This window comes from Pseudomonas sp. GM18, assembly GCF_000282195.1.
Lineage (GTDB): Bacteria > Pseudomonadota > Gammaproteobacteria > Pseudomonadales > Pseudomonadaceae > Aquipseudomonas.
In genome coordinates, this window is record NZ_AKJT01000004.1 from 61011 (window position 1) to 86140 (window position 25130).

Genomic DNA, 25130 nt, shown 5'->3' on the forward strand with positions numbered 1-25130 from the left:
CTGTGTGTCAGGGCCAACGGCGGATTGGCTCTGGCCCGGCCCTAATGGCTATTCATGTGGCTTTGAATGTCCTGGAGCGCTTGCTGCGCCAAGGAAACACATTCTTTGTCATTGTTGGAAGCGTGGGCGGCCTTGGCTTGTTCGGCCTTGGTGATGACGACACCTTTGGTGGCGGCGTCCAGCGTGGCAGCGCTGGACAGCTTGCTGTTGACTTCCTGGAGCTTCATTACGCATTGATCGCTATCGTTTGAGGCGTATGCGGAGGAGGCCAGCATTGTTGCAGCGATGAGCAGTCCAGCCAGGGCGGAACGCTTCATGGGTATCTCCTGGAACGGGGGTGGGGATTGGGGCCACGCTTATTGGGGCTTAACAAATGGACTGTGACGGCGTGCAAGGGTTCTATATTCGCTTGCGAGGGAGTGCAAGATTTTTCTGGGAGGCGGGGGCTAAAAAGGGGCAAAAACGCCCCTTCTTTTTTTTGTGCTTCGGTGTCAGACCGCTCTGGCCCGGGTCACCCGATCCACCAGATAGACCAGCCCATGGTAGTCAATTCCACCGTGTTGTGTCAGACCGATCTCACAGGTGCGGCTGGTGGAAATCCCCTCGCTGCATTGCTGTACCGCGTCCTTCAGCGTGCGCAATGAATGCGCGTTCAATTCCGGGGTGGTAAAGCCCTTGTCACCGGCAAAACCGCAGCAGTGAATGCCTTCCGGAATGACCACGTTTTTACTGCACTTGCGCGCCAGATCGATCAACGCCTGGCTCTCGCCAAGATGCTGCGTGCTGCACGTGACGTGCACCGCGATCGGCGCTTCTTGCGGGGTGAAGTCCAGTCGATCGATCAAATGCGTACGAATGAAACGCACCGGGTCGTACAGGTCCAGTCGCACGTCGCCCAGGTCCTGAACCAGCCGCAAGGTGCAGGGGCTGGTGTCGCAGTAGATCGGATCGAGCCCGCCACGGCTGGCGTGCAGCAGCGCGCCGATCAGTTCCTGACGTTTGTGTTCGGCCTGTTCGGCATAGCCCTTGGAAGCGAATGGCTGGCCACAGCAGAGGTTGTCCTGATTGTCTGGAAAGACTACCTGGTAACCGGCCTTTTCCAGCAGGCCACGGGTTTTGTCGTACAGCGACATTTGCTCTTTATCACCCGCCGCCGGGCCCATGACCCGCGACACGCAGGCCGCCAGATACACCACCCGAGGGCGTTCGTCCGACACGCTCGGGCTGAAACGAATGGCCTTTTCTGGTTGTGGCATGGCGTTGGTCCATTGTGGGACCTGGCCTTTGGATAGGCGCGTCAACGTTGCCGACAGTTTTGCCAAACGTGGAGCCCCCAGCAGCATCCGCGCACCGTTGGCGACGTGCAGGGTGAAGCGTGCGCCTTGCAACGCAGTGGCGAAATTACCTTCAATCCAGTTGGCGGTTTTCGTATGGGTCGCGTTACGGCCACGGAGCTTTTTCACCAGCTCGCCAGTGTTGATTCCTACAGGACAACGTTGTGCACACAGGCCCGTGGCGGCGCAGGTATCGATGCCCTGATATTCGTAGGCCTGTTCCAGTTCGGCGGTGTCTATGCCGGCGCGCTTCTTCGCCTGGATGTCACGCCAGATCACGATGCGCTGGCGTGGGCTCAAAGTCAGGCCTTTTGACGGGCATACCGGTTCGCAGAAACCGCACTCGATGCACTTATCCACAATCTCATCGGCGGCGGGCAACGGTTTCAGATGTTTGAGGTGGATCTGCGGATCGTCGCTGAGCACCACGTCGGGGTTGAGAATGCCGTTGGGGTCGAGCAGGCGTTTGAGTTGCCACATCAACTGGTAGGCGTCGCTGCCCCATTCCAGTTCGACAAAGGGCGCCATGTTGCGACCGGTGCCGTGTTCGGCTTTCAACGAACCGCCGAACTCCACGGCCACCAACTGCGCCACGTCATCCATGAACGCCTGGTAGCGTGCGACTTCTTCCGCGCTATTGAAGCCTTGGGTGAAGACGAAGTGCAGATTGCCTTCCAGGGCGTGTCCGAAAAGGATCGCTTCGTCGTAGTGATGTTTGTCGAACAGCTCGATCAAGCGGTTCACGCCGATGGCCAACTGCTCCACCGGGAAGGTCACGTCTTCGATGATCACCGTGGTGCCGGTTTTGCGCACTGCGCCGACGGCGGGGAAGGTGTCTTTACGGATTGCCCAGAGCCGGGCGTTTTCCAGCGGGTCTTCGGTGAAGTCGACTTGTTTCTCTACCGGGAATCCCATCAGCGACGCCATGATTTGCGCCAGTTGTTCCTGCAGCAAAGTGGAAGAGGCGGCGCGGGATTCGATCAGCAGGGCGCAGGCGTTGGTCGACAGTTGTTGTACGAAAGCCGGCATGCCGGGCTTGTCCTGCACCGAGCGCAGACTGCGACGGTCCAGCAATTCCACGGCCGACACCGGTTGGCTTTTTAATACAGTGACGGCGTTGCAGCAGGTTTCTACGTCCGGGAACACGATCAGCGCCGACGCCTTGTTCGGGTGATCGATCACCGTGTCGTAGGTCACCGCGCTGATGAACCCGAGCGTGCCTTCGGAACCCACCAGCAAGTGGCTCAAGATATCCACAGGCTCGTCAAAATCCACCAGGGCATTGAGTGACAGCCCGGTGGTGTTTTTCAGACGGTATTTGTGGCGAATTTTCGCAGCCAGTTCGGCATTGGCGCGGGTCTCGCGGCCCAACGTCGCCAGACGCTCCAGCAGTTCGGCGTGGCTCTCTCGGAACGCCGCAACACTGCTGGCGTCTTCGGTATCGAGACGGCTGCCATCGGCCAGTACCAGACGAATACCGGCCAGGGTGTGATAGGTATTTTGCGCTGTGCCGCAGCACATGCCGCTGGCATTGTTGGCGACGATGCCGCCGATTTTGCAGGCGTTGATCGACGCCGGGTCCGGACCGATCTTGCGTCCGAACGGAGCCAGCCAAGCATTGGCCTGGGCGCCGATCACGCCCGGTTGCAGACGGATTCGCGTGCCCTGGCCACGGATCTCGCGACCGTTCCAGTTGTCCCCCAGCACGATCAGCACCGAGTCACTGATAGCCTGGCCAGACAGGCTGGTGCCGGCGGCGCGGAAGGTCACCGGGACTTGGTCCCGCTGCGCCAGTTTGAGCAGCGCCACCACTTCGTCTTCGGACTCGACGCGAATCACCAGTTTTGGAATCAGCCGATAGAAACTGGCGTCGGTGCCGAAGGCCAGAGTCGACAGCGGGTCGTCGAAACGTCGTGCTTCGGGAATCAGTTGCTGCGCATCGCGCAGGAAAGCCGCCGGTAGACTCATTGGTCCTCCCGGATCAGCACCACCAGGTCTTTCGGGCCGTGGGCGCCGTAAGCCAGCACTTGCTCGATGTCGGCAGTCTTCGACGGGCCGGACACCAGCAAGGCGTTGGTCGGCATGCCTTGGGCCCATTCGAATTCCTGCTGCACCTGATAGAAGTTGTCGCGAATTTCACTGGCCTTGAGCAGGGCGAAATGCACCGGTGGCACCAGGCTCATCAACCGCGGTTCTTCCCGCGTCGGCCAGAGAATCAGGCTACCGGTCGCAGCGATCGCGCCGAGGGTGGTGGTCAGGCTGGCCGGGGTGTCGTTGAACAACTCGGCTTTCCATTCCTCGACCGGGCGGTTGTAGGCTTTGAGCGCTGGCAGGCCAGGATTTTTCGCCCAATGCTCGGTGATGCGCTGCCCGTGAGGTGTCGTCGGCGCAATCAGCAGGCTCGGCAATTGGCGATCCCGCAGCAACTGTGCGAGCAATTCGGGCCAGCCTTCTCTGGACGTCAGGTGAATTTCGGTGTGCACCGCTTCCATCAGTTTGCGCAGTTGCGAGATGCGCTGTTCCGGTGTGTAGGTGTAGGGCTCGGTCACCAGTTCGACATCGAAGTTGTCAGCCACCGGCGTGGTGCCCGTCAGACTGTTGCGCAACTTGGCGAGGATATTTTGTTTGGCGCTCATCAACGGTCCCCCTGTTTGGCCAGATGCTCGCGGGCCATGTCATGCAGTGAGCGGGCCGCGGGTTTCGGTGCGCTGTGGTTCTGGGTCCATGGGCCGACGTTGCTCGGTGTCAGCGCTCGCAGGCGAGTGGCGAAGAAGCCGAACAGGCGATAAAGCATTGGCGAACTGTTGAGCCTGGCCCAGGCGTTCCAGATAAATCGTTCTTTGCGCGAGTATTTGCTGCCCTGACCGCGCATCACTTGATGCGGGCTGTCCGGCGCTTTGACGTTTTCTTCCCGCAAGCGACGCAGCAATGCAGGGATCGGAATTTTTACCGGGCAGACTTCACCGCAAGCGCCGCATAACGAAGACGCACTCGGGTGGTCGGGGACTTTCGCCAGGCCGACCATGTGCGGGGTGATGATTTTTCCGATGGGCCCAGGGTAAACCTCGCCGTAGGCATGGCCGCCGATTCGGGTGTAGACCGGGCAATGATTCATACAGGCGCCGCAGCGAATGCAGTTCAGGGTCTGGCGCAATTCGCTGTCGGCAAATGCCTGGCTGCGACCGTTGTCCAGCAGTACCAGGTGCACTTCCTGTGGGCCGTCTAGCTCATGTTCCTTGCGTGGGCCGGAGATCATGTTGACGTAGGTGGTGATCGGGATGCCCAGGGCCGAGCGGGTCAGCAGCGACAACAGCGGCACGACGTCGCGCAGGTTTTCCACGACTTTTTCGATGCCGGTGACAGCGATGTGCACCGGCGGCACCGTGGTGGTCATCCGCCCGTTGCCTTCGTTTTCCACCAGCAGCAAGGTGCCGGTTTCGGCCACGGCGAAGTTGACGCCGGAGACGCCGATGTCGGCTTCGAAGAATTTCTGCCGCAAGACTTTGCGACCGATCTGAATGAGTTGGTCAACGTCCTTGGTGTACTCCACGCCAAGTTTGTCGTGGAACAAGGACGCGACCTGACCGGCATTCTTGTGGATCGCCGGCATAATGATGTGTGAAGGCTTCTCGTGGTCGAGCTGGACGATGTATTCACCCATGTCCGACTCCAGGCATTCAATGCCTTGAGCTTCGAGGACATGGTTCATCTCCATCTCTTCGCTGACCATCGATTTGCCCTTGATCACTTGCCGCCCCTCGTGAGCGCGGATGATCGATAAGACGATGCCATTGGCTTCGTCCACCGTTTCCGCCCAGTGCACTGTCACACCGTTGCGGGTCAGGTTCTGTTCAAGCTGCTCGAGCAGGTCGGGCAACTTGGATAACGCACGGGCGCGGACCGCATTGCCCAGCGCTCGCAAATGTTCTCTTTCATGGGCATCGCTGAAAGACGCTGCCCGTTTGCTCATCAGTGAATCCATCGCCGTGCGAAAGTTGTTTCGCAGTTGCGTGTCAGCCAAAGCCTTGTGAGCCCGGCTGCGAAAATCTTCTTCTACGGCGACCGTAGGAATAATCGTGGAAGTGCTCATCGGACACCTCCGGTACGCTGCCAAAGGAAGCTGGCCAGATGCTGACCGCGCAACGCTTCCTGCTGTTTCTCCAACGAGCCGTTGATGTTCATCAGGCAACCGCAGTCGGCACTGAGTACCTTGTGCGCGCCGGATTCCTTCAACGCACGGGTCTTGTCGGCCACCATCGCGCCGGAAATATCCGGCATACGGACGCTGAAAGTCCCACCAAAGCCACAGCATTCACTTTCGTGGCTGTGGTCGACTCGCTCCACGTTGCTCAGCTGCGCCAACAACTCGCGACCATGCAGGTGGGTGTTCATTTCACGGCGTGCCGAGCACGACGTGTGCAACGCCACTTTGACCGGTTCGCCGCTGTCCTTGAGCTGCACCTTGCAGACAAACAGCAGGAACTCGGCGAGTTCGTAAGTCCGTGCAGCGAGGGCCTGAACCTGTTTCAGTGTCTGCGGCTCGTCCTTGAACAAGTCGGCATAGTGTTCGCGCAACATGCCCGCGCAAGAGCCCGACGGCACCACTACCGGATAGTCCCCGGCAAACAACGCCAGTTGCGAGCGCGCCACGGTCCGGGCCTGTTCGGTGTAACCCGAGGTGTAGGCCGGTTGCCCACAGCAGCTCTGCCCTTGCGGGTATTCGACACGAATGCCCTCGCGTTCCAGCAGGTGGATCGCGTCCATCCCGGCTTCGGGGTAGAACAGATCCACCACGCAGGTCCCGAACAGGTACACCCGTGACGGTTTTTCGCTGGGGTATCGCCGAGGTTCAGGCAGTGGCGGGGCGACGCGGGTCGCGTTCGGCACAGCGTTGTAAAAAAGCTCGCTCATCAGGCGTGTCTCCGGGTGGTCCCGGTTATCCGTCCGCTGAGGCTGCTGAATATAGAGAGGGAAGCTTTCAGCAGCCTTGCAGACCCGGTTGTGAATAGCTGACGCCGGGGGCGTAACCCAGCGTCGGTTTTTTCCGTGTGGCGTGTAGTGCTTAGTGCACCAGCATGCCGGTGAACCAGTAAGCCTGGGCCAAGGTGATCAGGCCGACGATCGTTGCAAAGAATAGGCTGTGCTTGAGGGTGAAGCGGAACAGGTCCGATTCTTTGCCCACCAACCCGGTCGCGGCGCAGGCCACAGCGATCGATTGCGGCGAGATCATCTTGCCGGTCACCCCGCCGCTGGTGTTCGCCGCCACCAGCAAGGTGTCGTTGACGCCGATCTGGTGCGCGGTGGTCGCTTGCAGCGAACTGAACAGTGCGTTGGACGAGGTATCGGAGCCGGTCAGGAACACACCGAGCCAGCCGAGGAATGGCGAGAAGAACGGGAACGCCGCGCCGGTGCCTGCCAATACCAGCGCCATGGTCGACGACATGCCTGAGTAGTTGGTGACGAAGGCGAAGGCCAGCACCATGCCGATGGACAAAATCGGCCAGCGCAGTTCGTAGAACGTTTCCTTTAAAGTGGTAAGACCAGTTTTAATGTTGACCTTCAGCACCAGCATCGAGATCAGCGCGGAGAAGAAAATCGCCGTGCCGGTCGCGGAAACCGGATCGAGTTTGAACACCGCCGGAATCGCTGTCGGGTTGGTCACGATCGGGGCGACCTTGATCACCATTTGATCCAGGTGCGGGATCGCGAAGTTGAACACCCAGCCATACATCGAGCCACCTGCGGCAAACATCGCCTTGAACGGTTTCAGCGTCCAGATAGTCACCAATACGGTGAGGATCAGGAACGGCGACCAGGCTTTGAAAATCTCCCCCAGGCTGTAAGGCGAAGCCACGGTGGTGCGTGGTTGGCCGAAACCACCGGTGCTGGCCACCACGGAAGCCGAGACGGCGCCGACGATGTGTGCGCCCGCAGCGCGTTTTGGCTGCCAGATTTTCAGGAACAGTGTCAGGGAAATCAGGCTGACCAGCGCCGAGGTGATGTCCGGCAGTTCCGGGCCAATGAAGTTCGAGGTGAAGTATTGGGTGATGGCAAAACTCAAGCCGGCCACCAGCGCAGCTGGCCAGGTTTCCCGAACGCCGCGCAGGCCGTCCATCATGAACACCAGCCAGAACGGCACGAACAGCGACAGCAACGGCAGCTGGCGACCGGTCATGGCGCCGATCTTGAACGCGTCGATGCCAGTGACTTGCCCGGCGACGATGATCGGAATCCCCAAGGCGCCGAAGGCCACCGGCGCGGTGTTGGCGATCAGGCACAGGCCGGCGGCGTACAGCGGGTTGAAGCCCAGCCCTACCAGCAGCGCGGCGGTAATCGCTACCGGTGCACCGAAACCGGCGGCACCTTCCAGGAACGCGCCGAAGCAGAAGCCGATCAGCAGCACTTGCAGGCGCTGGTCGTCGGTGATCGACAGCACCGAGCTGCGGATCACTTCGAACTGGCCACTCTTGACCGTCAGTTTGTAGAGGAACACCGCTGCCACGATGATCCACGCAATCGGCCACAGCCCGTAGGCGAAGCCATATCCGGCGGCGGCGAAAGCCATATCGACCGGCATCTGGAAGGCGAAGATTGCCACGGCAATGGACAACGCCAGGGTGATGCTGCCAGCTACATGGCCTTTGAGGCGGAACACGGCCAAAGCCAGGAAGAAAAATACGATGGGAATGACGGCCGCGAGTGCGGACACGCCGAGACTGCCGAGCGGGCTGTAGAGCTGTTGCCAGGTTTGCATATGGGGTGGCCCCTAATTGTTGTTGGTCAGGCACTGGTCAGCGTTCTTGGATAATTGGTAAGACCAATTTACAATCGCTGTTGGCTAGGGTAAAAGCCTTGGAGGCGGTGTGTCAATTTGCCGCCCTAAAACTTTTGTCGAATGAGCGGCGCAGAACGCATCTGATCTGTTCGATCAAGCGTCGTCTGGTAGGTGCTGGCGCAGCGCCGATAGGCCAGAATAGAGAGCCCGGCGAGCCGCCGGGATCGTGGAGAACTGAGTGATGGGGTTTGATCAGATTCGGCAACGCCGTTTGTCTGACGATATTGTCGAGCAACTCGAGGGGATGATTCTCGAGGGCACCTTGAAGGCTGGCGAACGCCTGCCAGCAGAGCGTGTGTTGGCCGAGCAGTTCGGCGTGTCACGCCCTTCGTTGCGTGAGGCGATTCAGAAACTGGTGGCCAAAGGGCTGTTGGTCAGTCGTCAGGGCGGCGGCAACTATGTGGTGGAATCCCTGGGCTCGACGTTCAGCGATCCACTGCTGCATCTGCTGGAAAGCAACCCCGAGGCCCAGCGCGATTTGCTGGAGTTTCGCCATACCCTGGAAGCGTCCTGTGCTTATTACGCAGCTTTGCGCGCCACCGACGTCGATCGCGAGCGGCTGACGGCGGCGTTTGACGAATTGCAGGACTGCTATTCGCGCCATGATGAGGTGAGCCGGGCGGAAGAGGGCGCGGCAGATGCGAATTTTCACTTGGCGATCGCTGAGGCCAGTCATAACGCAGTGTTGTTGCACACCATTCGCGGGCTGTTCGACCTGCTCAAGCGCAACGTGGTGACCAACATTGGCGGCATGTACAAACAGCGCGTCGAAACCCGCGACATGCTGATCGCGCAGCACCGGGAGTTGTACCAGGCGATTATTGAGGGGCGGGCGGAGCAGGCGCGAGAAGTTTCCAGCCGGCACATTTTGTATGTGCAGGAAGTGCTGGAAGAGGTGCGTCAGGAAGTGCAACGCATGGCTCGGGCGGAGCGGCGCAAGGGGATGTAGTCAGATGTGATCGTTCCCACGCTCTGCGTGGGAATGCATCCCGTGACGCTCTGCGTCACAAAGCGGACGCAGAGCATCCATCGCTGCATTCCCATGCAGAGTGTGGGAACGATCAGGCAGGAAAATTAATCTTCCTTGCCCTTGTTCCGCACCGCACGCTGCAATTCACGACCGGCGTCGCGTTCGCGTTCGGTATCACGCTTGTCGTATTCCTTCTTGCCCTTGCCCAGAGCAATCTCGCACTTGACCATGTGCTTGCTCCAGTACCAGGACAGGCACACGCAGGCGTAGCCTTTTTGCTGCACGGCGGCGGCCAGCTTCTCCAGCTCGCGCCGGTTGAGCAGCAACTTTCGGGTGCGGACCGGATCGGCAATGACGTGGGTACTGGCGGTCGTCAGGGGCGTGATGTGGCTGCCGAGCAGCCAGGCTTCGCCATCCTTGAGCAGTACGTAACTGTCAACCAGTTGCAGCTTGCTTGCCCGCAGACTTTTTACTTCCCAGCCGGCCAGGACCAGACCAGCCTCGAACTTATGCTCGATGAAGTAATCGTGTCGCGCCTTTTTATTTTGCGCGATGGTCCCTGTTGGGTGTTTCTTCTGTTTAGCCATAGGGGCGGCATTATAGGGAGTTGCACGCGAGTCGGCTACGGTGACGCTACGTGCTTGAGCAGGTTGATTGAATCCCGGACAATGCGGCCTCTTTTTTGAACGCTTGGGCGTGATAACGATGTCGACAGACAAGGTTTCTGTCCACGGCAGTTGGGCTAGCCGCTGGGTCTTCATACTCGCCGCGACCGGTTCGGCCGTGGGTTTGGGGAGTATCTGGAAATTCCCTTATATGGTTGGCGTCTATGGCGGCGGGGCCTTTGTGCTGATGTTCCTGGCCTGTATCGCGCTGATCGGTGTGCCCGTCATGTTGGCCGAAACCCTGATCGGCCGGCGCGCGCGGCATAGCCCGGCCAATGCCTTGAAGGTCCTGGCGCTGGAAGCGGGGCATTCGGCGAAGTGGTCCTGGGGCGCATTTGCCGGGATGATCACGGCATTGCTGATTCTGTCTTTCTATAGTGTGGTTGGCGGTTGGTCGCTGGATTACATCATCGACATGGGCCGTGGCGACTTTCGGGGCGTGACGGCTGATCAGGTCGGCGCATACTTCGGTAATGTGATCGCCGACCCATGGCGCCTGACACTTTGGCACACGATTTTCATGCTGTTGTCGGCAGTAGTGATCGCCAAGGGTGTGGTCGCCGGGCTGGAGCGCAGCCTGCGGATCATGATGCCGCTGCTGTTCGTGATGGTGATTGTCCTGCTGGGTTACAGCATGACCACGGGGCACTTCATGGAAGGCGTGCATTTCATGTTCGACTTCCACCCGGACAAGGTGCTTGATGGCTTGCTACCGGCCATGGGGCACGCGTTCTTCTCCCTGAGCGTGGGTGTCGGTTCGATCATGATCTATGGCGCTTACATGCCGAAGCACTCGTCGATTTCCGGAACCGTCGTTGGTGTGGCGCTGCTCGATACCTTCGTTTCGCTGTTGGCCGGTCTGGCATTGTTTCCGATTGTGTTCGCTGCCGGCCTGAACCCGAGCGAAGGCCCCGGCCTGATGTTCGTCAGCCTGCCATTTGCCTTCGGTAACGTAGCGTTCGGCCAGTTGATGGGCGTAGTGTTCTTCGTACTGGTAGCGATTGCGGCCTGGAGTTCGGCGATTTCCCTGCTCGAGCCGATGGTGGCTTACCTGGTTGAACGCACCAAAATCAGCCGCGCCTGGGTCACCTTCTGGCTGGCATTCACCTGCTGGTTCGTCGGCCTGGGTACCGTGTTTTCTTTCAATATCTGGAAGGAAGCCAAGTTTTTCGTGAACGAAGGCGGGATGTTCCACCTCTACCAATGGGGAGCCGTCGGTGGCCTGGACTTCTTTGGTGTGATCGACTTCTTCACTTCGCGGATCATGTTGCCACTCGGTGGTTTGTGTTTCGTGGTGTTTGCGGGCTGGGTGATGGGGCGTGAAGCGGTGCGCGACGAGTTGTCGATCCGTAGCCCGGTATTGTTCGCCCTGTCCCTGTTTTTGATGCGCTATGTGGCGCCCATTGGCATTCTTGTAGTGTTTGCCGCCCAGCTGTGGAAGTAACGCTGACATGACGACACATATTCAACGTTCAGCCCTGCTGCCGTATCCGGCGCAAGCGCTTTATGACCTGGTCAACGACGTGGCCCGCTATCCGGAGTTCCTGCCGTGGTGCTCATCGACCGAAATTCTGGAAAGCTCTCCTGAGTTCATGCGCGCCAGCGTCGGCGTGGCCAAGGGCGGTCTTAGTCAGCATTTCGTAACGCGTAATACCCTGGTGCCCGGGCGTTCGATCGAAATGAACCTCGAGGAAGGTCCGTTCAGCCAATTGCATGGCGTCTGGGTGTTCAAGCCGTTGGGCGAGAAGGCCTGCAAGATCAGCCTGGACCTGTCGTTCGACTACTCGGGGCCGCTGGTGCGCGCGACGTTGGGGCCTTTGTTTAATCAGGCGGCGAATACGTTGATGGACGCATTCTGCCAGCGCGCGAAGCAAATGCATGGTTGAGGCCGTGATCAAGGTCGAGGTGGTGTATGCCGCCGTTGATCGTCAGGTGCTGCTGAGCGTAACGGTGCCGGTGGGCGCGACGGTACGGGATGCGTTGTTCAAATCGGGCCTGAATGGCGAGTTCCCGGAACTGGATCTGGCCAGTTGTCCGGTCGGGATCTTTGGCAAAGTGATCGCTGAGCCGGCCATTCGCCAGGTTCAGGCAGGGGATCGCATCGAGATTTACCGGCCGTTGCTCGCCGATCCGAAAGAAGTTCGCCGGTTACGTGCAGCCAAAGCAGCCGAGGCCAAAGCCCGGAATCAGTGATTCAGTTAAACACCAGACAATAAAAAACCCGGACATGCCGGGTTTTTTATTGCGTCGCAAATTATTGCGGCGAGGTTTCCAGCGGTTCTGGCGTCGGGACAGGGACAGTTTCTACGTTGTCCACGTCCTTCTGGATCTGATCCAGCAGCGAGCCTGGCTTGACCGGTTTTTCTGGCTTCGGCTTCTCGGCGTTTGCTGCCGGCGCGGTCACGGTGGTGCCGCTGTCCTTGCCGAGAATGGCCTCGTCGCGGCTCACGCCAGGCATGAAATCGCCAGAGAGGCTGACAAGTTGGTCATTTGGGTTGAAGATAACGCTAATGCGTTCCTGTTGGCGTTCACCACCACCCGGTTGCAGGCTATACAGGTAATCCCAGCGATCGGCGTGGAACGTGTCGGTCAGCAGAGGGTTGCCCATGATAAACCGTACTTGCCGGCGGGTCATTCCCGGGCGTAACTGGTCTATCATGTCCTGCGTGACGACATTGCCCTGCTGGATGTCGATTTTGTAAACCCCGGGGAATGAACAACCGGCGAGTGCGAGCAGTCCCACAAAGGTGAAACTGGTTAGCAAGAGCTTGGTGTTTTGCATCGGTGGGCGACTTCCACTATCTTGGCTGGGACAACGTAAACGCCGATCATACCCGCATTAAGAGAAGCTGCGAAGCAGCATCGCGAGAAAGCTGACCATGGTTGAAAATAGCGAACTACGCAAAGCCGGCCTCAAAGTGACCCTTCCACGGGTCAAGATTCTGCAAATGCTCGATTCCGCCGAGCAACGCCACATGAGTGCCGAGGACGTCTACAAGGCACTGATGGAGGCTGGTGAGGACGTCGGTCTGGCCACGGTTTACCGTGTTCTGACCCAGTTCGAGGCAGCTGGCCTTGTGGTGCGGCACAACTTCGACGGAGGCCATGCGGTCTTCGAGCTGGACGACGGCAAGCATCACGACCATATGGTCAACGTCGAGACCAGTGAAGTGATCGAATTCTTCGACGAAGAAATCGAGCGGCTGCAGAAAGCAATCGTCGACAAGTACGGCTTCGAGATGGTCGATCACAATCTTGTACTGTACGTGCGCAAGAAAAAGTAAGCATGTCGCGCGAACTTCAGGTTCGCGAAACGAACGAAGGCGACCTCAGGGTCGCCTTCGTGCTTTCTGCCCTTCTTAGATTTTCGCGGTAACAACCATTTTCTTCGCGTGAGCCAGGGACTCCTTGGTGAGGTCGATGCCGCCCAACATCCGCGCCACTTCTTCGACGCGATCATTTTTGCTCAGCTTGGAGACGGCCGTGTGCGTGGCATCTTCACCGCGGACCTTGTGCACGAATAGATGTTGATGCCCCTGCGCCGCCACTTGCGGCAAGTGCGTCACGGTTAGAACCTGCCCGCGCTCCCCGAGGCGTCGCAGCAACTGGCCGACAATCTCGGCGGTCGGGCCGCCAATGCCTACGTCCACTTCGTCGAACACCAGTGTCGGTACGCGGGAGGTCTGTGCGGTGATCACCTGAATCGCCAGGCTGATGCGCGATAGCTCGCCACCCGATGCCACTTTTGCCAGGGCTTTCAATGGTTGCCCCGGGTTGGCGCTCACCAGCAGTTCCACTTGTTCGAGCCCGTTGGGCAGTAGTTCGTCGCTGCTGTTGGGGCGCAGTTCGATGGTAAAGCGGCCGCCAGGCATGCCCAGGCGCTGGATTTCTTGCTCCACGGCACTGGCCAGGCTGCTCGAGGCTTGATGGCGCAGGTCGCTCAACTCCCGAGCCTTCTCCTGATAATGACGGGCGTAGGAGGCCAGCTCATCGCTCAGTCGTTCGATGGATTCATCGTTGGCATTCAGGGTTTCGATTTCATCGAGCAGTTTCTGTTGCATCTCGGCGACCTCGGTCGGCTGGATGCGGTGTTTGCGCGCCAGGGTGTAGATCGCATCGAGGCGTTCTTCCAGGTATTGAAGGCGTGCCGGGTCCGCGTCGAAATTGTCGAGAAAACGGTTCAATTCGCCCACGGCTTCTTCAACCTGAATCTGCGCGCTGGTCAGCAGGTTGCTGGCTTCACCCAGGGCGCCGATCGAATTGTTCACGCTCGATAGGCGATTGAGGCTGGCGGTCAGTGCGTTCAATACATTGCCGGAATCACTTTCGCTGCATTGTTCGACCACTTGCCGACAAATGCCCAGCAGGGTTTCGGCGTTGGTCAGGTTCTTGTGTTCCTGCTCCAGTTGCTCCAACTCACTTTCGCCGAGGCCGAGATTTTCCAGTTCTTCGAGTTGATAGCTGAGTAACTGATGACGAGCGCGCTGTTCATCGCCGGAGTTGGAGAGGCGTTCCAGCTCCTGGCGGGTCTGGCGCCAACGTTGGGCGGCCAGTTGCACCTGGCGGGCAAGGTCCGTGGCGCCAGCGTACTCGTCGAGCAGGCGGCGATGGGTATCGGTTTTGAGCAGGGATTGGTGTTCGTGCTGGCTGTGGATATCGATCAGCAACTCGCCCAGGGCCTTCAGGTCGCCGAGAGGGCAGGGGGTGCCGTTGATATAGCCGCGCGAACGCCCTTCGGCGGTGATCACGCGACGCAGGATGCACGGGCCGTCGTTCTCGAGGTCGCGTTCGGCCAGCCAAGCGCTGGCTTCAGGGATGTCGATCAGGTCGAAGGTGGCCAGGATGTCGGCCTTGTCGGCACCGGGGCGGACCACGCCGCTGTCGGCGCGATCGCCCAGGGTCAGGCCGAGGGCGTCGAGCATGATCGACTTGCCGGCGCCGGTTTCCCCTGTGATCACGCTCATCCCGCGATCGAGTTCGAGATCGAGATGTTCAACGATGGCGTAGTTGTGTACGGACAGGTGCACCAGCATGAAGGCCGCTCCCAGGCTTTAGGTCTGGTTATTTATACAGTGTTTTGTTTCTGGCTGACAATGCCCCCTCTTAGGTCGATTTGCTTGATTGAAAGAAATCCTTAGCGCGCCTGGGAATGACAAAGCAGTTGTTTTTTGTAGGGTTAATCATCAAACAGCCCTTGAAGCTGAATTTTGCGGCCCCATATACCGGGGCAGAAGCGCGAGTTGAGCTCGCGGACGATATTGGAAGGAGAAATCTATGGCTGACGAACAGACAGTGGATACGCAAAATCTAGACGCCAACCAGACCCCCGAGGCTTCGGGTGATGACCTGGCGGCTCGTGTACAAGTGCTCGAAGAGCAATTGGCTGGTGCGCAGGATCAGGCTTTGCGTGTAGCCGCCGATCTGCAGAACGTCCGCCGTCGTGCCGATCAGGACGTTGAAAAGGCTCACAAGTTCGCCCTGGAAAAATTCGCAGGCGACCTGCTGCCGATCATTGACAGCTTGGAGCGCGGCCTGGAGCTGTCCAGCCCTGACGACGAAAACATTCGTCCGATGCGCGAAGGGATCGAGCTGACCCTGAAGATGTTCCAGGACACCCTGAAACGTTATCACCTGGAAGCCATCGATCCTGAAGGCGAACCCTTCAATGCCTCGCACCATCAGGCAATGGCCATGCAGGAAAGCGCCGACGTCGAGCCAAACAGCGTGCTCAAAGTGTTTCAGAAGGGCTATCAGCTCCACGGTCGCCTGCTGCGCCCGGCCATGGTTGTGGTCAGCAAGGCACCTGCACCGGTTTCGCCTTCGATTGACGAGCAGGCTTGAAATTAGCCGCAAGGCCCCCATTTAGAAGTCAAGCGTTTAAGTGCTACCGCAGTCAGCCACCACTACTGCGGCATCCAAATCCAAAGTTTCGGGAGAGTGAACATGGGCAAAATTATCGGTATCGACCTGGGGACTACCAACTCCTGCGTCTCCGTGCTGGAAAACGGCAAGGCCAAAGTTATTGAAAACGCTGAAGGCGCGCGTACCACGCCGTCGATCATCGCTTATGCCAACGATGGCGAAATCCTGGTTGGCCAGTCGGCCAAGCGTCAGGCAGTGACCAATCCGCATAACACCCTGTACGCGGTGAAGCGTCTGATCGGTCGTCGTTTCGACGAAGAAGTCGTACAGAAAGACATCCAGATGGTCCCTTACAAGATCGTCAAGGCTGACAACAGCGACGCCTGGGTTGAAGTGAACGGCCAAAAAATGGCTCCGCCACAAATCTCGGCTGAAATTCTGAAGAAAATGAAGAAGACCGCCGAAGACTACCTCGGCGAGCCTGTAACCGAAGCGGTAATCACCGTGCCGGCCTACTTCAACGACAGCCAGCGTCAAGCCACCAAAGACGCCGGCCGTATCGCGGGCCTGGACGTAAAACGCATCATCAACGAACCAACCGCAGCCGCACTGGCCTACGGTATGGACAAGGCGAAAGGCGATCACACCGTGATCGTTTACGACTTGGGTGGCGGTACTTTCGACGTTTCCGTGATCGAGATCGCTGAAGTCGATGGCGAGCACCAGTTCGAAGTGTTGGCCACCAACGGTGACACCTTCCTGGGCGGTGAAGACTTTGACATCCGTCTGATCGACTACCTCGTCGACGAATTCAAGAAAGAAAGCGGCATGAACCTTAAAGGTGACCCGCTGGCGATGCAGCGCCTGAAAGAAGCCGCTGAGAAAGCCAAGATCGAACTGTCCTCGAGCCAGTCGACCGACGTGAACCTGCCGTACATCACTGCAGACGCTACCGGTCCTAAGCACTTGAACGTGAAAATCTCCCGCGCCAAGCTCGAAGCGCTGGTGGAAGACCTGGTTCAGCGCACCATCGAACCTTGCCGCATCGCCATGAAAGATGCCGGTATCGAGATTGGTGCGATCAACGACGTGATCCTGGTCGGCGGTCAGACCCGTATGCCACTGGTTCAGAAGCTGGTGACCGATTTCTTCGGTAAAGAAGCACGTAAAGACGTCAACCCTGACGAAGCTGTTGCCATGGGTGCTGCTATCCAGGGCGCGGTATTGGCTGGTGACGTGAAAGACGTTCTGCTGCTCGACGTCAGCCCGCTGACCCTGGGTATCGAAACCATGGGCGGCGTGATGACTGCGCTGATCGAGAAAAACACCACGATTCCTACCAAGAAATCGCAAGTGTTCTCGACTGCTGATGACAACCAGGGCGCCGTGACCATTCACGTGCTGCAAGGTGAGCGTAAGCAAGCCGCACAGAACAAGTCCCTGGGCAAGTTCGACCTGGCCGAGATTCCACCGGCTCCACGTGGCGTGCCGCAAATCGAAGTGACCTTCGACATCGACGCCAACGGCATTCTGCACGTAGGTGCCAAAGACAAGGCTACCGGCAAGACTCAGTCGATCGTGATCAAGGCCAACTCCGGTCTGTCCGAGGACGAAATTCAGCAAATGGTTCGCGACGCTGAGCTGAATGCCGAAGAAGACCGCAAGTTCGAAGAGCTGGCGAGTGCTCGTAACCAGGGCGACGCACTGGTTCACTCGACGCGCAAAATGGTCGCTGATGCTGGCGACAAGGTGAGCGCTGAAGAGAAGACTGCAATTGAAGCGGCAGTAGTTGCCCTGGAAGCCGCTGTTAAAGGCGACGACAAGGCTGCTATCGAAGCCAAGGTTGAAGAGCTGTCCAAGGTCTCCGCGCCAGTGGCTCAGAAAATGTACGCCGATCAGGCTCAGCCAGCTGAAGGCGCGGCACCGAAAGGCGAAGCGGCTGAAAAAGCTGACGACGTCGTCGATGCTGAGTTCGAAGAAGTCAAAGACCACAAGTAAGTTGTTGGTCGCCCGGTTGACTGCCTTCAGGCGGTGACTGGTAGGATGTCGCCGCGCGGGAGCTTGCTCCCGCGTTGGCGTGTCTGGAGTTAGCGAATTTTTACAGCATGCGACAACCGTTCGGATGCTGGTGGTATGGCCGGGAATGCTCCTGCTTTTCGAGCCGAAAGTACCGCATTGAATCAAAGACCAGGATCGTTGAATTGACGTGAGTTGGGTCCGGGCCTGTATTGGGGCTCAACGAGTTCGGCGAGGCTCAGGAGAGGTTTGTCGAACGTCCTTAAGAGTGCAAAGACTTATGGCAAAGCGTGACTATTACGAAGTATTGGGTGTTGAGCGTGGTTCAAGCGAAGCGGACCTGAAAAAGGCCTACCGTCGCCTGGCGATGAAGCACCACCCGGACCGTAATCCCGATGACAAGGCGTCGGAAGAGATGTTCAAGGAGGCCAACGAGGCCTACGAAGTGCTGTCCGATTCCAGCAAGCGCGCAGCCTATGACCAATACGGTCATGCTGGTGTCGACCCGAGCATGGGGGGCGGCGGTGCCGGGTTTGGCGGCCAGAACTTCTCCGACATCTTTGGCGATGTCTTCAGTGACTTCTTCGGTGGCGGTCGCGGCGGTTCCCGTGGCGGCGCTCAGCGCGGCAGCGACCTGCGCTACACGCTGGAGTTGAACCTGGAAGAAGCGGTGCGCGGCACGACCGTGAATATCCGCGTTCCGACACTGGTCAACTGCAAGCCGTGCGACGGCTCGGGCGCCAAGAAAGGCTCCTCGCCGATCACCTGCCCGACGTGCGGCGGTATCGGTCAGGTACGCATGCAACAAGGCTTCTTCTCGGTACAGCAGACCTGCCCTCGCTGCCATGGCCAGGGCAAGATCATTTCCGATCCGTGCGATTCCTGCCACGGCGAAGGTCGTGTCGAAGAGTACAAGACGCTTTCCGTCAAAGTGCCGGCCGGTGTCGATACCGGTGACCGTATTCGTCTGTCCGGCGAAGGCGAGGCAGGCGCACAGGGTGGCCCGACCGGCGACCTGTACGTGGTGATCAATGTGCGTGAGCATGCGATCTTCCAGCGTGACGGCAAACACCTGTTCTGCGAAGTGCCGATCAGCTTCGTCGACGCGGCGCTGGGCGGCGAGCTGGAGATTCCGACCCTCGATGGTCGGGTCAAGCTGAAGATCCCTGAAGGGACCCAGACCGGCAAGCAGTTCCGTGTTCGCGGCAAAGGCGTTGCGCCAGTCCGTGGCGGCGGTGCTGGCGACCTGATGTGCCGCGTGGCGGTCGAAACTCCGGTCAATCTGGGTCGTCGTCAGCGCGAATTGCTGGAAGAGTTCCGCAGCTCCCTGGCGGACGACAACAGTCATTCGCCGAAAACCACCGGCTGGTTCGAAGGCGTGAAGCGCTTCTTCGGCGATTTGTAAGGAGTGAGCATGCGACGTATAGCTGTGATGGGCGCCGCCGGCCGCATGGGCAAGATATTGATCGAGGCGGTGCAGCAGCGCGCGCCGCTGACCGGTCTGACAGCCGCCATCGTTCGTCCCGGCAGCACGCTGATTGGCGTGGATGCTGGTGAGTTGGCCTCGTTGGGGCGTATTGGTGTGCCGCTGTCCGGTAGTCTGGACTCGGTGGCTGATGAGTTCGACGTGCTGATCGACTTCACGCTCCCGGAAGTGATGCTGAAAAACCTGGCTTTCTGCCGTAAGGCGGGCAAGGCCATGGTGATCGGCACGACGGGATTGGACGCTGCGCAGAAGCAGTTGCTGGCCGAGGCGGGCAAGGATATTCCTATCGTGTTCGCGGCCAATTTCAGCGTCGGTGTAAATTTGTCGCTGAAGCTGCTCGACATGGCCGCGCGCGTGTTGGGCGATGATGCGGATGTCGAAATCATCGAGGCTCACCATAGGCACAAGATCGATGCGCCTTCAGGCACGGCACTGCGCATGGGTGAAGTGATCGCCAATGCGCTGGATCGTGATCTGCAGAAGGTTGCGGTCTATGGGCGTGAAGGTCACACCGGTGCGCGCGAGCGTGAAACGATCGGCTTTGCCACTGTTCGCGGTGGTGATGTGGTCGGTGATCATACGGTGCTGTTCGCCTGTGAGGGCGAGCGACTGGAGATCACGCACAAGGCATCCAGCCGCATGACCTTCGCCAAGGGCGCGGTACGTGCGGCTTTGTGGCTGGACGGTCGTGAGCCAGGCCTCTACGACATGCAAGACGTGCTCGACCTGCGTTAAGATGCAGCCGAAACCGGGTTCAAACATAGTCTTTGAGCCCGGTTTTAAACCGCCAAGCGACGTCCTGTCGCATTCTCCGGCCTTTAAGGCTCATTGGCGGTAGACCAAAAATGCCTTTTTCTGTAAGCTACAGCTTTAGTGTGTCCACTAAAAGCGCGCAGAATAATTCGATGAAGAAGCGGGGTGACGTGTCCATACGTCACTCCGCTTTTTTACAACCTGCGATCGCCCTTTCAGGCTTTATTTACGGGAGGTCTTCTTGACTAAGCCAGCCATACTCGCCCTTGCTGATGGCAGCATTTTTCGCGGCGAAGCCATTGGAGCCGACGGTCAAACCGTTGGTGAGGTGGTGTTCAACACCGCAATGACCGGCTATCAGGAAATCCTTACCGATCCTTCCTACGCCCAACAGATCGTTACCCTGACTTACCCGCACATCGGCAACACCGGCACCACGCCGGAAGACGCCGAGTCCGATCGCGTCTGGTCCGCTGGCCTGGTCATCCGTGACCTGCCACTGGTTGCGAGCAACTGGCGCAACACGATGTCTCTGTCCGACTACCTGAAAGCCAACAACGTCGTGGCTATCGCCGGTATCGACACCCGCCGCCTGACACGCATCCTGCGTGAGAAAGGCGCGCAAAACGGCTGCATCATGGCCGGTGACAACATTTCCGAAGCCGCCGCCATCGCCGCCGCCCAAGGCTTCCCTGGCCTCAAAGGCATGGACCTGGCGAAAGTCGTCAGCACCAAGGAAACCTACGAGTGGCGCTCGACTGTCTGGGACTTGAAAACCGACAGCCACGCGACCATCGACGCTTCCGATCTGCCGTACCACGTGGTTGCCTACGACTACGGCGTCAAGGTCAACATCCTGCGCATGCTGGTCGAGCGCGGTTGCCGCGTGACCGTGGTGCCAGCTCAAACGCCGGCGGCCGACATTCTGGCGCTTAAGCCGGATGGCGTGTTCCTGTCCAACGGCCCAGGTGACCCTGAGCCATGCGACTACGCGATCCAGGCCATTAAAGACGTGCTGGAAACCGAGATCCCGGTATTCGGTATCTGCCTCGGCCATCAACTGCTGGCTCTGGCCTCCGGTGCCAAGACCCTGAAAATGGGCCACGGCCACCACGGTGCCAACCACCCGGTCCAGGATCTGGACAGCGGCGTGGTGATGATCACCAGCCAGAACCACGGTTTTGCGGTAGACGAGGCGACCCTGCCAGGCAACGTTCGGGCGATCCACAAATCGCTGTTCGACGGCACCCTGCAAGGCATCGAGCGTACCGACAAGAGCGCCTTCAGCTTCCAGGGTCACCCTGAAGCCAGCCCTGGCCCGAACGACGTAGCGCCACTGTTTGATCGCTTCATCAACGAAATGGCCAAGCGACGCTAATCGCTCGCCCTGATGTAGCGAAGCCTGAGGGCGGTCCCGAAACCGGCGGCCCCCTCAAGGCTTCAGAGATTGAACAAGACGGCTTGCCGACTGACCTGCGGATTTGAGTGACAACCCATGCCAAAACGTACAGACATTAAAAGCATCCTGATTCTCGGCGCTGGCCCGATCGTGATCGGCCAGGCCTGCGAATTCGACTACTCCGGCGCCCAGGCCTGTAAAGCCCTGCGCGAGGAGGGCTACCGCGTCATCCTGGTGAACTCCAACCCGGCGACCATCATGACCGACCCGGCCATGGCCGACGCCACCTACATCGAACCGATCAAGTGGCAGACCGTTGCCAAGATCATCGAGAAAGAGCGTCCGGACGCGCTGCTGCCGACCATGGGTGGCCAGACCGCTCTGAACTGCGCCCTGGACCTGGAGCGCGAAGGCGTTCTGGAGAAATTCGGCGTAGAGATGATCGGCGCCAACGCTGACACCATCGACAAGGCCGAAGACCGTTCGCGCTTCGACAAGGCGATGAAATCCATCGGTCTGGACTGCCCGCGTTCGGGTATCGCCCACAGCATGGAAGAGGCCAATGCGGTTCTCGATCGTCTGGGCTTCCCGTGCATCATTCGTCCGTCCTTCACCATGGGCGGCACTGGTGGCGGTATTGCTTACAACCGTGAAGAATTCGAAGAAATCTGCGCCCGTGGTCTGGACCTGTCGCCGACCAAAGAACTGCTGATCGACGAATCGCTGATCGGCTGGAAAGAATACGAGATGGAAGTTGTCCGCGATAAAAAGGACAACTGCATCATCGTCTGCTCCATCGAGAACTTCGACCCGATGGGCGTGCACACCGGTGACTCGATCACGGTTGCACCCGCACAGACCCTGACTGACAAGGAATACCAGATCCTGCGTAACGCCTCCCTGGCGGTACTGCGCGAGATCGGCGTGGAAACCGGCGGCTCCAACGTCCAGTTCGGCATCTGCCCGAACACTGGCCGCATGGTGGTCATCGAGATGAACCCGCGGGTATCCCGTTCCTCGGCCCTGGCATCGAAAGCCACCGGTTTCCCGATCGCCAAGGTCGCGGCGAAACTGGCCGTGGGTTACACCCTCGACGAGCTGTCGAACGACATCACCGGCGGCAAGACCCCGGCGTCCTTCGAACCGTCCATCGACTACGTCGTCACTAAACTGCCACGCTTTGCCTTCGAAAAATTCCCGAAAGCCGACGCACGCCTGACCACTCAAATGAAGTCGGTCGGTGAAGTCATGGCCATCGGCCGGACCTTCCAGGAATCCCTGCAGAAAGCCCTGCGCGGTCTGGAAGTGGGTGTTTGTGGACTGGACGAGAAGCTCGACCTGGGCAATCCGGAAAGCATGAGCATCCTCAAGCGCGAACTGACCGTGCCGGGAGCCGAGCGCATCTGGTACGTGGCTGACGCGTTCCGCGCAGGCCTGTCGGTCGAAGACATCTTCGGCATGAACATGATCGACCCGTGGTTCCTGGTGCAGATCGAAGATCTGATCAAGGAAGAAGAGAAGGTCAAGACCCTGGGTCTGTCCGCTATCGACCGCGACCTGATGTTCCGCCTCAAGCGCAAAGGCTTCTCCGATCAGCGTCTGGCCAAGCTGCTGGGCGTCACCGAGAAGAACCTGCGTACCCATCGTCACAAGCTGGAAGTGTTCCCGGTCTACAAGCGCGTCGACACCTGTGCCGCCGAGTTCGCCACCGACACCGCGTACCTGTACTCGACTTACGAGGAAGAGTGCGAAGCCGCGCCGTCGGGTCGCGACAAGATCATGATCCTGGGTGGCGGTCCAAACCGCATCGGCCAGGGCATCGAGTTCGACTATTGCTGCGTACACGCAGCGCTGGCTCTGCGCGATGACGGGTACGAGACCATCATGGTCAACTGCAACCCGGAAACCGTTTCCACCGACTACGACACCTCCGATCGTCTGTACTTTGAACCAGTGACCCTGGAAGACGTGCTGGAAATCGTCCGCGTCGAGAAGCCAAAAGGCGTGATTGTTCAGTACGGCGGTCAGACCCCGCTGAAACTGGCCCGTGCCTTGGAGGCTGCCGGCGTGCCAATCATCGGCACCAGCCCTGACGCCATCGACCGTGCCGAAGACCGTGAGCGCTTCCAGCAGATGGTTGAGCGTCTGAACCTGCGTCAGCCGCCTAACGCCACCGTGCGCAGCGAAGACGAGGCGATTCGCGCCGCCGCCAAGATCGGTTACCCGCTGGTGGTTCGTCCGTCCTACGTGCTGGGCGGCCGTGCGATGGAAATCGTTTACGAAGAAGAAGAACTCAAGCGCTACCTGCGTGAAGCGGTTCAAGTGTCCAACGACAGCCCGGTGCTGCTGGACCACTTCCTCAACTGCGCGATCGAGATGGACGTGGATGCGGTCTGCGACGGCACCGACGTGGTGATCGGCGCGATCATGCAGCACATCGAGCAGGCCGGCGTTCACTCCGGTGACTCCGCATGCTCCCTGCCGCCGTACTCGCTGCCTGCACATATCCAGGACGAGATGCGCGAACAGGTCAAGAAAATGGCCCTGGAACTGGGCGTGGTCGGCCTGATGAACGTTCAGTTGGCGCTGCAAGGCGAAGACATCTACGTCATCGAAGTCAACCCGCGCGCATCCCGCACCGTACCGTTCGTCTCCAAGTGCATCGGTGTGTCCCTGGCGATGATTGCGGCTCGCGTGATGGCCGGTAAAACCCTGAAGGAAATCGGCTTCACCAAAGAAATCATTCCGAACTTCTACAGCGTGAAAGAGGCGGTGTTCCCATTCGCCAAATTCCCTGGCGTGGACCCGATCCTGGGCCCAGAGATGAAGTCCACCGGTGAAGTGATGGGCGTGGGCGACACCTTCGGTGAAGCCTTTGCCAAAGCCCAGATGGGCGCCAGTGAAGTGTTGCCGACCGGCGGCACCGCGTTCATCAGCGTGCGTGACGATGACAAGCCACTGGTTGCAGGCGTGGCCCGTGATCTGATCAACTTGGGCTTCGAAGTGGTTGCCACTGCCGGTACTGCCAAGCTGATCGAAGCCGCAGGCCTGAAAGTGCGTCGTGTGAACAAGGTGACCGAGGGTCGTCCGCACGTGGTCGACATGATCAAGAATGACGAAGTCACGCTTATCATCAACACCACCGAAGGTCGTCAGTCGATCGCTGATTCCTACTCCATTCGTCGTAATGCCTTGCAGCACAAGATCTACTGCACCACTACTATTGCTGCTGGCGAAGCTATCTGCGAAGCGCTGAAGTTCGGTCCCGAGAAGACCGTGCGCCGCTTGCAGGATCTACATGCAGGATTGAAGGCATGATCAAATACCCAATGACCGTCAAGGGCGCTAAAGCCCTGGAAGAAGAACACACTCATCTGACCAAGGTCGTTCGTCCGAAACTCAGTCAGGACATCGGTACGGCTCGTGAGTTGGGTGACTTGAAGGAAAACGCCGAATACCACGCTGCTCGCGAGCAGCAGGGGATGGTCGAGGCGCGGATTCGTGACATTGAAGGCCGGATTCAGAATCAGGTCATCATCGATGTCACGACCATTCCTCATACCGGCAAAGTGATTTTCGGCACCACCGTTGAAATCGCCAACGTCGAGACGGATGAGCGCGTCACTTACCATATCGTGGGTGAGGATGAGGCTGACTTCAAACTCGGCAAGATCTCCGTCGGTTCGCCACTTGCCCGTGCCTTGATCGCCAAGGAAGAGGGTGATGTGGTGGCGGTCAAAACGCCGGGTGGCGTTATCGAGTATGAGATTGTCGAAGTTCGCCACATCTGAAAGAAGGCGCCCGCTACGT

At 59.0% G+C, this 25130-nt stretch carries 21 protein-coding genes; 12 read left to right on the forward strand and 9 right to left on the reverse strand.

Going from position 1 to position 25130, the window contains the following annotated elements; all coding sequences use genetic code 11:
* Positions 1–41: 41 nt before the first annotated feature.
* The 6 genes from PMI21_RS26680 to PMI21_RS26655 form a co-directional block, all read right to left on the reverse strand.
* Positions 42–317, reverse strand: a complete 276-nt coding sequence (locus PMI21_RS26680) for a hypothetical protein (RefSeq protein WP_007933483.1) — start codon at positions 315–317, stop codon at positions 42–44.
* Positions 318–491: 174 nt separating this feature from the next.
* Complete coding sequence (locus tag PMI21_RS26675; RefSeq protein WP_007933484.1) at positions 492–3302, reverse strand: FAD-binding and (Fe-S)-binding domain-containing protein; 2811 nt, start codon at positions 3300–3302, stop codon at positions 492–494.
* Positions 3299–3970, reverse strand: a complete 672-nt coding sequence (locus PMI21_RS26670) for a LutC/YkgG family protein (RefSeq protein ID WP_007933485.1) — start codon at positions 3968–3970, stop codon at positions 3299–3301. The genes PMI21_RS26675 and PMI21_RS26670 overlap by 4 nt, the downstream gene beginning before the upstream one ends.
* On the reverse strand, positions 3970–5424 hold the full coding sequence (locus PMI21_RS26665; RefSeq protein ID WP_007933486.1) for a LutB/LldF family L-lactate oxidation iron-sulfur protein: 1455 nt from the start codon (positions 5422–5424) through the stop codon (positions 3970–3972). The genes PMI21_RS26670 and PMI21_RS26665 overlap by 1 nt, the downstream gene beginning before the upstream one ends.
* Positions 5421–6245 (reverse strand): (Fe-S)-binding protein, encoded by an 825-nt coding sequence (locus PMI21_RS26660; RefSeq protein WP_007933487.1) that lies wholly within the window; start codon positions 6243–6245, stop codon positions 5421–5423. The genes PMI21_RS26665 and PMI21_RS26660 overlap by 4 nt, the downstream gene beginning before the upstream one ends.
* 151 nt (positions 6246–6396) lie before the next feature.
* Positions 6397–8088, reverse strand: a complete 1692-nt coding sequence (locus tag PMI21_RS26655; protein ID WP_007933491.1) for a lactate permease LctP family transporter — start codon at positions 8086–8088, stop codon at positions 6397–6399.
* A gap of 262 nt (positions 8089–8350) precedes the next feature.
* Between PMI21_RS26655 and PMI21_RS26650 the strand changes: the two genes are divergently transcribed.
* Entirely contained in the window at positions 8351–9118 is a 768-nt protein-coding gene (locus PMI21_RS26650) for an FCD domain-containing protein (RefSeq protein WP_007933494.1), read from the forward strand.
* Positions 9119–9243: 125 nt separating this feature from the next.
* Here the strand turns inward: PMI21_RS26650 and smpB are convergent, their stop codons facing one another.
* Positions 9244–9726: an SsrA-binding protein SmpB gene (gene smpB / locus PMI21_RS26645; RefSeq protein WP_007933497.1), complete on the reverse strand. Its 483-nt coding sequence runs from the start codon at positions 9724–9726 to the stop codon at positions 9244–9246.
* A gap of 118 nt (positions 9727–9844) precedes the next feature.
* Here smpB and PMI21_RS26640 point away from each other — a divergent pair, with 118 nt between their 5' ends.
* The 3 genes from PMI21_RS26640 to PMI21_RS26630 are packed head-to-tail and all read left to right on the forward strand — an operon-like array spanning position 9845 to position 11997.
* Entirely contained in the window at positions 9845–11248 is a 1404-nt protein-coding gene (locus PMI21_RS26640; RefSeq protein ID WP_007933500.1) for a sodium-dependent transporter, read from the forward strand.
* 7 nt (positions 11249–11255) lie between these two features.
* Positions 11256–11690, forward strand: a complete 435-nt coding sequence (locus PMI21_RS26635) for a type II toxin-antitoxin system RatA family toxin (RefSeq protein ID WP_007933502.1) — start codon at positions 11256–11258, stop codon at positions 11688–11690.
* Entirely contained in the window at positions 11683–11997 is a 315-nt protein-coding gene (locus tag PMI21_RS26630; protein WP_007933504.1) for an RnfH family protein, read from the forward strand. Before PMI21_RS26635 ends, PMI21_RS26630 begins: the two co-directional genes overlap by 8 nt.
* Positions 11998–12058: 61 nt before the next feature.
* Here the strand turns inward: PMI21_RS26630 and PMI21_RS26625 are convergent, their stop codons facing one another.
* Entirely contained in the window at positions 12059–12586 is a 528-nt protein-coding gene (locus tag PMI21_RS26625) for an outer membrane protein assembly factor BamE (protein ID WP_007933506.1), read from the reverse strand.
* A gap of 97 nt (positions 12587–12683) precedes the next feature.
* On the opposite strand from PMI21_RS26625, the gene fur reads away from it, so the two are divergent.
* Positions 12684–13088, forward strand: coding sequence for a ferric iron uptake transcriptional regulator (fur, locus tag PMI21_RS26620; protein ID WP_003197684.1), 405 nt, complete (start codon positions 12684–12686; stop codon positions 13086–13088).
* Between the two features lie 75 nt (positions 13089–13163).
* Here the strand turns inward: fur and recN are convergent, their stop codons facing one another.
* Entirely contained in the window at positions 13164–14837 is a 1674-nt protein-coding gene (recN, locus tag PMI21_RS26615) for a DNA repair protein RecN (protein WP_007933509.1), read from the reverse strand.
* 241 nt (positions 14838–15078) lie between these two features.
* Here recN and grpE point away from each other — a divergent pair, with 241 nt between their 5' ends.
* The 7 genes from grpE to greA all read left to right on the forward strand — a co-directional run bounded on the left by grpE (position 15079) and on the right by greA (position 25111).
* Positions 15079–15645: a nucleotide exchange factor GrpE gene (grpE, locus tag PMI21_RS26610; RefSeq protein WP_007933511.1), complete on the forward strand. Its 567-nt coding sequence runs from the start codon at positions 15079–15081 to the stop codon at positions 15643–15645.
* Between the two features lie 102 nt (positions 15646–15747).
* On the forward strand, positions 15748–17664 hold the full coding sequence (dnaK, locus tag PMI21_RS26605; protein ID WP_007933513.1) for a molecular chaperone DnaK: 1917 nt from the start codon (positions 15748–15750) through the stop codon (positions 17662–17664).
* 298 nt (positions 17665–17962) lie between these two features.
* Positions 17963–19087, forward strand: coding sequence for a molecular chaperone DnaJ (gene dnaJ, locus PMI21_RS26600; RefSeq protein WP_007933514.1), 1125 nt, complete (start codon positions 17963–17965; stop codon positions 19085–19087).
* 9 nt (positions 19088–19096) lie between these two features.
* A complete protein-coding gene (gene dapB / locus PMI21_RS26595) occupies positions 19097–19903 on the forward strand; it encodes a 4-hydroxy-tetrahydrodipicolinate reductase (RefSeq protein ID WP_007933516.1) in 807 nt (268 codons plus the stop codon).
* 259 nt (positions 19904–20162) lie between these two features.
* Complete coding sequence (gene carA / locus PMI21_RS26590; protein ID WP_007933518.1) at positions 20163–21299, forward strand: glutamine-hydrolyzing carbamoyl-phosphate synthase small subunit; 1137 nt, start codon at positions 20163–20165, stop codon at positions 21297–21299.
* A gap of 117 nt (positions 21300–21416) precedes the next feature.
* Positions 21417–24638 carry a carbamoyl-phosphate synthase large subunit gene (gene carB / locus PMI21_RS26585; RefSeq protein ID WP_007933520.1) on the forward strand — a complete coding sequence of 1074 codons (3222 nt, stop codon included), beginning with the start codon at positions 21417–21419 and terminating at the stop codon, positions 24636–24638.
* Positions 24635–25111 (forward strand): transcription elongation factor GreA, encoded by a 477-nt coding sequence (gene greA / locus PMI21_RS26580; protein ID WP_007933522.1) that lies wholly within the window; start codon positions 24635–24637, stop codon positions 25109–25111. Before carB ends, greA begins: the two co-directional genes overlap by 4 nt.
* Positions 25112–25130 lie beyond the last annotated feature (19 nt).